The organism is Nocardia cerradoensis NBRC 101014 (assembly GCF_000308535.1).
Classification (GTDB): Bacteria; Actinomycetota; Actinomycetes; order Mycobacteriales; family Mycobacteriaceae; genus Nocardia; species Nocardia cerradoensis.
This window is the reverse complement of record NZ_BAFW01000059.1, coordinates 1-9,761: the sequence shown is the minus strand read 5'-3', so window position 1 is coordinate 9,761 and position 9,761 is coordinate 1. Positions and strand designations below refer to the sequence as shown.

The window sequence follows — 9,761 nt, the reverse complement described above, 5'->3', positions numbered from 1 at the left end:
GGGCACGATGGAGCGCGTGACTACCACCGAGCTGCGCGAATCCGCCGAGTCCCTGCTGCGTGAGCTGGCCGGGCCCGAGGCGCGCCTGCGCGAGGATCAGTGGACGGCCATCGAGGCGCTGGTCGTCCAGCGGCGGCGGGCGCTGGTCGTCCAGCGCACCGGCTGGGGCAAATCGGCGGTGTACTTCATCGCCGCGCGGTTGCTGCGGTCCCAGGGGCGCGGGCCGACGGTGATCGTGTCACCGCTGCTGGCTTTGATGCGCAATCAGGTCGCGGCCGCGCGCCGGGCGGGAGTGATCGCGGCGACCATCAACTCCGGCAATGTCACCGAATGGGACGAGATTCATCAGCGGGTCGCCGCCGGTGAGGTCGATGTGCTGCTCGTCAGCCCGGAACGACTGAACAACCCCGATTTCCGCGATTCGGTGCTTCCCAAGCTGGCCGCCGACGCCGGTCTGGTGGTGGTCGACGAGGCGCACTGCATCTCCGACTGGGGCCACGATTTCCGTCCCGACTACCGCCGCATCCGCACGTTGATCGCCGATCTCGGCGAGGACATTCCGGTGCTGGCGACCACCGCCACCGCGAACAACCGGGTGGTCACCGATGTCGCCACCCAGATCGGCACCGACACCCTGGTGCTGCGCGGCACCCTGGACCGGGAATCGCTGCGTCTGTCCGTGGTGCGGATCGACGACGCCGTCCAGCGGACCACCTGGCTCAGCCGGCAATTGGGCGAACTGCCCGGTTCCGGAATCATCTACACGCTCACCGTCGCGGCCGCCCACGACCTCGCCGACGTCCTCAGCGACCACGGATACCCGGTCGCGGCCTACACCGGTCGCACCGAACCCGGGGAACGCGAAACCCTCGAACAGGCGCTGCTGGACAACGACGTGAAGGCGCTGGTCGCCACGTCGGCGCTCGGCATGGGCTTCGACAAACCCGACCTCGGCTTCGTGGTCCACGTCGGCGCGCCCTCCTCCCCCATCGCCTACTACCAACAGGTCGGCCGCGCCGGACGCGGACTGGTCCCGGACGCGTCGAGTCCTTCCGGCCGGGCGGCCCGCGCGGAGGTCGTCCTGTTGCCGGGGCCCGAGGACCGGCGGATCTGGAATTACTTTGCGTCCGTAGCCTTTCCGCGCGAGCAGGTGGTGCGGTCGGTGCTGTCCGCCCTGGACTACGACCGCCCGATGTCCACGGTGGCTCTCGAACCCCTGGTGGAACTGAGCCGGTCGCGGTTGGAGATGGTGCTCAAGGTGCTGGATGTGGACGGCGCGGTGCGGCGGGTGCGCGGCGGCTGGCTGGCCACCGGTGAACCGTGGACCTACGACACCGAACGCTACGAGCGCCTCGACCGCGCGCGCGAGGCGGAACAGCAGGCCATGCTCGAATATCAGAGCACTCCCGAATGCCGGATGAACTTCCTGCGCCGCCAACTCGACGATCCGGGCCTGGCCCCGGACGCGCCCGGCTGTGGTCGCTGCGACAACTGCACCGGCCGCCGTTTCGACACCTCGGTCGACGCCGGCGAGGTGGCCACCATCCGAGCCCGGCTGGACCGGCCCGGAATCGATCTGCTCCCCCGCAAACAATGGCCGACCGGACTGTCGAAGCTGGGAGTTCCGTTGTCCGGCAAGATAACCGACGGACCCGAGGTCGGCCGGGTGCTGGGCCGGCTCAGCGATCTCGGATGGGGTCAGCGCCTGCGCACCCTGCTCGACGCGCCCGACGGCCCGGCGCCGGACCATATCGTCAACGCCTGCATCGCCGTTCTGCGGGAATGGAAGTGGACGCAACGTCCCGGGGCGGTGATGGCCCTGCAATCGGCGACGCATCCGGCACTCGCCGCCGACCTGGCCGCCCGCCTGGCCCGCATCGGCCGTCTGACCGATCTCGGAGTACTGCACACCCGCCCGGACCGGCCACCGGTCTCGGCGGCCAACTCCGCCCACCGCGTAGCGGCGCTGTTCGACTCGTGGGAAACCCCCGACCTCACCGGCCTCGACACCCCGGTCCTGCTGGTCGACACGCACACCGACACCGGCTGGACCCTCACCCTCGCCGCCCGGACCCTCCGCCACGCCGGCGCCCCCGCCGTCCTTCCGTTCGCGCTGGCCACCCCGACGTGAGAGATGGACGCGGCGCGTGCAGTGCTCGGCGATCGATCACCCACTATCGTCGATCCGGTGACCAGTAAGTCGACGCCGGCCGTGGAGTTGACGGTCGGCGAGCATGCGGTGCGGGTGTCGAATCCGGATCGGGTCTACTTCCCGGAGCTCGGGGCGACCAAACTCGATCTGGTGCAGTACTACCTGAGCGTCGGCGACGGAATCGTCAACGCCCTGCGGGACCGGCCGTGCATGCTGCACCGCTTCCCGAAGGGATTGCCGGGCGGGAAGGTGCATCAGAAGCGGCTCCCGGCGGGGGCGCCGGACTGGATTCCGACCGTGCGCGTGCACTTTCCGCGCTACAACCGGCACGCGGACGAACTGTGCGTGCGGGAACTGGCGGACGTGATCTGGGCGGTGCAGATGTCGACGGTGGAGTTCCATCCGTGGAACTCGCGCCGCTTCGATACCGAGAAGCCGGACGAATGGCGCATCGATCTGGATCCGATGCCGGATTGCCCGTGGTCGCGGGTCCAGCGTGTCGCGGAGGTCGCGCACGAGGTGCTCGACGAGCTGGGAGCGGTCGGCTGGCCCAAGACCTCCGGCGGGCACGGCCTGCACATCTACGTGCGCATCGCGCCCGAGCACGGCTTCCAGCAGGTGCGCCGCGCCGCGCTGGCCTTCGCGCAGGAAGTCGAGCGCCGCGCCCCCGACGATGTGACCACCACGTGGTGGCGCCGCGATCGCGATCCGGCACTGCTGTTCGTCGACTACAACCAGAACGCTCGCGATCACACGATCGCCGCCGCCTACTCGGTACGCGGCAATGCGGCCGCCACCGTCTCGACCCCGGTGCGGTGGAACGAAATTCCCGATATCGAACCGAACGACTTCACCATCAACACCGTCCCCGCCCGCTACGCCGAACTCGGCGATCTGCACGCGGGTATCGACGACGCGGTCTTCGACCTGAATACGCTGCTGGAATGGGCCGACCGCGACCGGGTCGAGGTGGATCTCGACGAAGACGAAGGAGCATACGACGCATGACCGGCGCAGCCCGCATCGCACTGGCACCGCTCACCAGTGACTTTCTGGAACAGGCGATCACCGGCGCGGGAGCGCGGCTTTCGGAGCTGAGCGACGCGCGGGCGCTGGTGTGGGACGGCGGTCCGAACGGATTTCCCGACCTGCCCGAGTCGATCGAATGGGTGCAGTTGTACTCGGCCGGGGTCGAGGAGTTCTTCGACGCAGGCATCTTCGAACGCCATCCGAACGTGGTATTCACCTCGGCGGCAGGCGCTTTCGCCAAGAGCGTTGCCGAGGCGACGATGGCGCTGCTGCTCGCGGGCGTGCGCTACCTGCCGGAGCACATCCGCGCCCACAGCTGGCGGCAGACCGAGTTCTTTCCGCATATCGGCACCTTGCGCGGGGCGACCGTCGCGGTGGTCGGCGCGGGCGGTATCGGCCGTGAGGTCATCGCCATGCTGGAGCCGTTCGGAGCCCGGGTGATCGCCGTCAACCGCTCCGGCCGCCCGGTCGACGCCCCCAACGTGGTGGAAACGATTCCCGCGGAACGGATTTCGGAGGTCTGGGCCCGCACCGACCACGTGGTCGTCGCCGCGCCCGCGACCGACGGCACCCGCCATCTGATCGGCAAAGACGAACTCACTCAACTGAAACCGCATTCGTGGGTGATCAATGTCGCCCGCGGGTCGCTCATCGACACCGAAGCCCTGGTCGCCGCACTGCGGGAGGGCGCCGTCGGTGGGGCGGGCCTGGACGTCACCGATCCCGAACCGCTCCCCGACGGCCATCCGCTCTGGGACCTGCCGAATGTGATCATCACCCCGCACGATTCGAATCCGCCGCAGCTGCGTACCGCCGCCTTCGCCGACCACGTCGCCGCGAATGTCACCCGCTTCGTACAGGGGCGCGAGCTCATCGCACGGATCGATCCGGAGGCCGGCTACTGATCACCGCCCGTGCCGATGACTACCGCAGGGGGATGTCCACGCCGTGCTCCTCGGCCGGGCGCGGGCCGAATATCCGACGATCCGCCTCGGTGATCGGCACGTCGTTGATGCTCGCCTCCCGGCGTGCCATCAGCCCTTGGTCGGTGAATTCCCACAGCTCGTTGCCATAGCTGCGCCACCATTGACCGGTACGGTCGTGCCATTCGTACTGGAACCGGACGGCCATGCGGTTCCCGCGAAATCCCCACAGGCTCTTGCGCAGCGCGTAGTCGAGTTCGCGCTCCCACTTGACGGTCAGGAATTCGACGATCTGCGCACGGCCGGTGATGAATTCGTCGCGGTTGCGCCAGGTCGAGTCGGGGGTGTAGGCGAGCGCGACGCGATGCGGATCCCGGGTGTTCCACGCATCCTCGGCCGCCTGCACCTTCTGTGCGGCGGTTTCCGGGGTGAACGGCGGATAGGGCGGTCGAGCTTCGGACATCGGATTCCTGCCTTTCCGCAGAGAACGTTCGTTCTCCACCGATGCCTTACAGTAGGGAACGCACGTTCTCGATGTCAAGGGAGTTCCGGCCATGCCCGCCACGCTCAGCGCCGAACGGAATGCGTCCGACCGCGCGGCGCTGCTCGACGCCGCCGAGGAGTTGATGTACGCGCACGGCGTGCAGGCCGTCGGAATGGATCGGATCCGCGCCGCGTCCGGCCTGTCACTGAAGCGGATCTACGCCCTGTATCCGACCAAGGACGACCTCGTCGTGGCGATGCTGCGCCGCCGCGACGAACGGTGGCGGCAGGCGCTGGCTGGGTACGTCGAACGGGTGGACGATCCGATCCGGCGTGTCGAGGCGGTCTTCCACTGGCTCCGAGACTGGTTCGGCGAGCAGGGTTTTCGCGGCTGCGCGTGGATCAACATGCACGGGGAGCTCGGCGCCGAGTCACCGGCCGTCCGCGCGGAAGTGCGCGCACACAAGGCCGCCTTCCACGACATGATCGCCGGCTGGGTCGGCGCCACCGGATCCGACGCCGCCGACGCGATCTACCTGCTCGCCGAGGGAGCCATCGTCACCGCCGGTATCACCGGCGGGACAGCCGCCGCCTCGACCGCCGAAGTCGCTGCCGCACAGTTACTTTCGACTGCCCGGCACCGAGCGTAAGGATCAGCTCGGATCGTAGGTGAGGCAGCGGGCCGGATCGTCGCCCGATCCGGGTCCCACGCGGATGTCGCCGGCGGTGCATTCGAGGTTCACGTTGTGCGAGCAGTCGGCGCGCTGACATGCGCCGACCATGCTGGTGACCCGGTCCGGACCGCCCTTCACCGACAGCGGAATGAAGGTTTCGCAATCCGCCCTCCCGTTGGTGCCGGCGACAGGGCAATACCCGACGGCACGATAGCCATCACATTGCCGATGCGGTCTCGCAGCGCTCGCCCGCCGAAGCGGCGACCCGAGCGCGACAGCGGTCGATGCGGCGGGTCGCGATTCGACGACATGCCGGACGAGACACAGGGGGGCGCGCGACACCTCCGGTACCCGGCGGCAACTCTCGGCCGACACCCAGATTTCATGGGATTGCGGTAGCTGGTTCGGGGGCTAGTGTGGTCAAAGCGACCGGGGGACTGATAATTTCGAGCCTTCCACATAAGAAACGGTGGTGATTCACATTCACCGCCGCGAGGATCCGGGGCGGACGATCTATGCATGCAGCTTCCTCACGCAGGGCGCTCTTCCGGGCGGCCGGCTTCGGCCTCGCTGCCGCGACCGTGGCGCGTAGCGCGCCGGTCGCGGGTGCGCGCACCGCCTTCCGGCATGCACCGCTGCCGAATCCGTCCGATATCGCCACCACGGATCCGGCCCTGCTCACCGCCACGGAGGCATCGGCACTGCTGCAGACCCGCCGGCTACATCCGGCCGAACTGCTCGACGCCTGCTTGCGACGCAGCGCGACCTACGACGGCGCGACCACCGCGTGGGTTCGCACCTATCCCGAGCTCGCCCACGAGCAGGCCGAGCGGGCCGCGAAACGACTGGCGGCCGGGAACGCGCCGCTGATCTGCGGACTCCCGATCGCGGTCAAGGACATCTACGCGGCCGCGGGACTGCCGGTCACCGCGTCGAGCCGCGTGCTCGACGGCAATGTCGCCGCCGGAGACGCGACGGTCTGGCGGCGGTTGCGCGAGGCGGGCGCGGTCCTGATCGGTCACGTGCACACCGCCGAATTCGCGATGGCCACCGACACTCCGCAGGTCGGAAACCCCTGGGATATCAGCGAATCCATCGGCGGCTCGTCGGGTGGTAGCGCCGCGGCGCTGGCGGCCCGGTTCGCCCCGCTGTCGATCGGATCCGACACGGGTGGTTCGATCCGCATTCCCGCGTCGCGGGCCGGAGTCACCGCCATCAAGCCGACATTCGGCCGATGTAGCCGCTACGGTCTCATCCCCGTGATGTGGACCAGGGACCATCCCAGTCCGATGGGGCACAGCGTCGCCGACGCGTCCCTGCTGCTGTCGGCCATGGCGGGCCCCGATCCGAACGACCCGGTGACCGGTGTGGCGCCGGCGTCACCGGAGGGCGGCTTCCCACTCACGGCTACGGGAAGTGCGCAACCGTTGTCGGGCACGCGGTTCGGAGTGCCGACGGAATTCGTTCACCCACTTCCCCCGGCACTCGGCACGTTGTTCACCCGCTTCCTCGGGCTGGTGACGGCGCTGGGCGGCGAGACGGTGGAGGTCACGATGCCGACACCACCGCTCGCGCTGGCCACCGGTGACGCGGTGGAGTTGGGGATGTTCCACCGGCAGTGGTCGGACAGACTGTCGCTCTATCGGACCGAGAGCGCCGCGGTCGTGGCGATGGGACTGGCCGCGCTGGCCGCGCCCGCCTCGGACTACTGGCAGCTGGAGCGCGACCGGGCGCGATTCCAGCGTCGGTACAACCAGTTACTGGCCGACAACCGGCTCGACGCGGTGATCCTCCCCGGTGCGATCACCGACAGCTCGAAACGCGACGATATCGGCCCGATTTCCCTCATCGGCCCCTGCGATATCCCGATGATGTGGGCCAACTACACCGGCACACCGGTCCTGTCCCTCCCGGCGGGCCGATCCGCCGCCACCGGCCTGCCGTTCGGCGTGCAGCTCGGCGGAAAGCCCTGGGCGGAAGCCGATCTCATCGCCATCGGACTCGAATTGCAGGCCGCGGACACCGCATGGCGTGACATGCCCCAGCTACTTCCCCATCCGCGCACACTGCCCGAGATCGCCCCCGTGGCTCCCGGTGACGGCCCCGACCCGACCAACACCGACGCCGGAGCCCCCGCATTCAACTTCATCCCGACGACCAGCGTCGTCGACACGTAACCGAGCAGCGGTTCCGCGACGGCGGTTCCCGCAGTCCACGTCATGCCGGTACCACGCTCCACGGGTCGAGAGTCGCGACTCCCATCGACGCGAAATCCTTGGTATTCCGCGTCACGATGGTCATGGCATGTTCACTGGCGATCGCCCCGATCAGCGCGTCTCGCTCGGGGCGTGGGTCGGGCACGTGCAGACGGGCGGCACGACGCGCGCTTGCGAGATCGAGCTCGAGGATTCGGCCGGCGAAGACGTCGAGCACCTCGTCCTCCAACCACATCCGCAATCTGTTGCCCTGTGCGGCGTCACGGCGCTCGATCAGTCCGATCCCGAGCTCGATTTCCGTGACGGTGACGACGCTCAGATACAACTCCGACGGCCGCCGCCCCGCGACCCAAGCCCGAACCGCGGGGCTGGCCACCCGTGCCGATTTCCGCAACTCGCTGATGACGTTCGTATCGAGCAGGAACGTCACAGTGGAGGCACCTTCAGACCGATGTTCAGGGCCGGCGGATCGAAGTCGATCTCGTCGTCATCCATACTCAGCCGCGCCACGATGTCCTGGCTGTCCGCGCGTAACCGCCGGTACTCCTCGATCGAAAGCAACACGTACGCTTCCTCCCCGCGATCGGTGATCACGACCGGCCCCTCGGACGCAGCACGTTTGGCGGCGCTGACATCGCGATTGAACTCACGAGCGCTCATCGTGGTCATAAGAACCAACCCCTGATGTAGGTACATACCTACACTAGCTCACGGAGGGTGGTCGCGCCAGGGACAGGGCATTTCTCCGGCGATACGCCGACGCTCCCGCTGACGCCGTAGGCTGCGGAGCGCGAGCCTGTCCGCCTCTCGGAGGAGTTGTGCATGGTGTTCGGGTTACCGAAACTGCCGCCGCTACCGCTGGTGCGGGCCGTCGAGACCGTTCGCTACGGGCTGGGCGAAGCGTATCGGCGGTTGGCGCCGGCGCCGCTGTCGTTGATGGAGTTGCTGGCGGCGGGGTGGTTGGCGCAGGCCATTCACGCGGCGGCGGCACTGGGAATCGCCGATGAACTGGCGCGGGGGCCGCTCGCCGGTGCGGAGCTGGCGCGGCGGGTAGGTGCGGACGAGGACGCGTTGCGCCGGTTGTTACGGCTGCTGATCAGTCACGGCATCTTCGCGCAGCGCCGCGACGGGCGCTACGCGCTGACCCCGCCCGCCCGGGCCCTGTGCCGCGACTCCCCGGAATCGCTGCGTGATGCGGCGTTGTTCTTCGGGTCGGCCACGCATCGGGCGCATTGGACGCATGTGGTCGATGCGGTACGCACGGGAAATCCGGTGGGGCCGCAGGTGGACGGCGCTCCCTTCTTCGAATACATCCGCACCGACCGTCAATTCGGCGACCTGTTCGACCGCGCGATGACCAGCATCGGATCGCTCACCACCGAATCGTTGTTCGCCGCTTACGATTTCGGACAGTTCTCGACGATCGTCGATGTGGGCGGCGGGCACGGCGCGATGCTCACGGAAATCTTGACGCGAGCGCCCGAAACCCGGGGCGTCCTGTTCGATCTGCCCGATGTGGTGGCCGGTGCCGCGGAGCGCTTCGCGGCCGCCGGCTTCGACGGTCGGGCCGAGGTGACACCGGGATCGTTCTTCGAATCGGTTCCGGCGGGCGCGGAGGCATATCTGCTCAAACATGTGGTGCACGATTGGCCGGACGCGCGGGCCGAACAGATCCTGCGGACGGTGCGCGCCGCGATGACCTCCGACGCCCGGTTGATCATCGTGGAAATCGTTCTGCCCCAGGACAATCGCCCGCATCCGGGCAAGTACACCGACCTGGAGATGCTGATCAACAGTGGCGGACGCGAGCGCACCGCAGGTGACTACCGGGACCTGCTCGCGCGCTGCGGTTTCGAGCTGACCCGCATCACCGAGACGGTGTCACCGGAATCCGTGATCGAGGCACGGCCGGTATAGCACCGCACTAGCGCGCACCGCGCGGACGCCGGCGCGGACGAGCGTTGCCGACGTGCTGCTCGACCAGTTCACCCCACCAGTCGGCCAGCGATCCGACCAGAAACCATGCGGCCCTGACTCGTTCGTCGTCGACCGTCTCGGCGTCGCGCAGCAGGACGGTGGCGCGCACCTGGGCGGCGGCGAGTCCGTCGACGGCCGCGCCGAGGGAACGCGCATGGGCCGCGGCGGCGGTGCGGTCGCTGACCCAGCGGTCGATGTGGACGACGATTTCTCTTCTGCGACAGTCGATCTCTGCCGCACGAACCGGCGAGCGGCGGCGGGCGAGGTGGAGTTCGGCCAGTCGGCGGGCGGCCCGGGTGACCGGATG

The 9,761-nt window shown here is 68.5% G+C and carries 9 protein-coding genes and 2 pseudogenes; 6 read left to right on the top strand and 5 right to left on the bottom strand.

Going from position 1 to position 9,761, the window contains the following annotated elements; genetic code table 11:
- Positions 1 to 7 precede the first annotated feature (7 nt).
- Genes ON23_RS07210 through ON23_RS07200 form a run of 3 tightly spaced genes read left to right on the top strand, consistent with a single transcriptional unit; the run spans position 8 to position 4,086 of the window.
- Positions 8 to 2,131 carry a RecQ family ATP-dependent DNA helicase gene (locus ON23_RS07210; RefSeq protein WP_039777068.1) on the top strand — a complete coding sequence of 708 codons (2,124 nt, stop codon included), beginning with the start codon at positions 8 to 10 and terminating at the stop codon, positions 2,129 to 2,131.
- A gap of 57 nt (positions 2,132 to 2,188) precedes the next feature.
- Complete coding sequence (gene ligD / locus ON23_RS07205; RefSeq protein WP_039777071.1) at positions 2,189 to 3,160, top strand: non-homologous end-joining DNA ligase; 972 nt, start codon at positions 2,189 to 2,191, stop codon at positions 3,158 to 3,160.
- Positions 3,157 to 4,086: a D-isomer specific 2-hydroxyacid dehydrogenase family protein gene (locus ON23_RS07200; RefSeq protein ID WP_039777067.1), complete on the top strand. Its 930-nt coding sequence runs from the start codon at positions 3,157 to 3,159 to the stop codon at positions 4,084 to 4,086. Before ligD ends, ON23_RS07200 begins: the two co-directional genes overlap by 4 nt.
- A gap of 19 nt (positions 4,087 to 4,105) precedes the next feature.
- Here ON23_RS07200 and ON23_RS07195 read toward each other — a convergent pair whose 3' ends face one another.
- Positions 4,106 to 4,567, bottom strand: coding sequence for a nuclear transport factor 2 family protein (locus ON23_RS07195; RefSeq protein WP_039777070.1), 462 nt, complete (start codon positions 4,565 to 4,567; stop codon positions 4,106 to 4,108).
- 91 nt (positions 4,568 to 4,658) lie between these two features.
- On the opposite strand from ON23_RS07195, the gene ON23_RS07190 reads away from it, so the two are divergent.
- Positions 4,659 to 5,237, top strand: a complete 579-nt coding sequence (locus tag ON23_RS07190; RefSeq protein WP_039777066.1) for a TetR/AcrR family transcriptional regulator — start codon at positions 4,659 to 4,661, stop codon at positions 5,235 to 5,237.
- A 3-nt stretch (positions 5,238 to 5,240) separates the two neighbouring features.
- Here the strand turns inward: ON23_RS07190 and ON23_RS07185 are convergent.
- Positions 5,241 to 5,450 (bottom strand): annotated as a pseudogene (locus ON23_RS07185) (DUF1540 domain-containing protein); the annotation flags it as partial.
- A 326-nt stretch (positions 5,451 to 5,776) separates the two neighbouring features.
- On the opposite strand from ON23_RS07185, the gene ON23_RS07180 reads away from it, so the two are divergent.
- Positions 5,777 to 7,438: an amidase gene (locus ON23_RS07180; RefSeq protein WP_039777065.1), complete on the top strand. Its 1,662-nt coding sequence runs from the start codon at positions 5,777 to 5,779 to the stop codon at positions 7,436 to 7,438.
- A gap of 40 nt (positions 7,439 to 7,478) precedes the next feature.
- Here the strand turns inward: ON23_RS07180 and ON23_RS07175 are convergent, their stop codons facing one another.
- Complete coding sequence (locus ON23_RS07175) at positions 7,479 to 7,907, bottom strand: type II toxin-antitoxin system VapC family toxin (protein ID WP_039777064.1); 429 nt, start codon at positions 7,905 to 7,907, stop codon at positions 7,479 to 7,481.
- Positions 7,904 to 8,146 (bottom strand): type II toxin-antitoxin system Phd/YefM family antitoxin, encoded by a 243-nt coding sequence (locus ON23_RS07170; protein WP_039777063.1) that lies wholly within the window; start codon positions 8,144 to 8,146, stop codon positions 7,904 to 7,906. The genes ON23_RS07175 and ON23_RS07170 overlap by 4 nt, the downstream gene beginning before the upstream one ends.
- Before the next feature lie 153 nt (positions 8,147 to 8,299).
- Here ON23_RS07170 and ON23_RS07165 point away from each other — a divergent pair, with 153 nt between their 5' ends.
- Positions 8,300 to 9,394 carry a methyltransferase gene (locus ON23_RS07165; protein ID WP_039777062.1) on the top strand — a complete coding sequence of 365 codons (1,095 nt, stop codon included), beginning with the start codon at positions 8,300 to 8,302 and terminating at the stop codon, positions 9,392 to 9,394.
- A 7-nt stretch (positions 9,395 to 9,401) separates the two neighbouring features.
- On the opposite strand, the pseudogene ON23_RS07160 reads toward ON23_RS07165, so the two are convergent.
- A pseudogene (locus tag ON23_RS07160) lies at positions 9,402 to 9,761 on the bottom strand (DUF4254 domain-containing protein); the annotation flags it as partial.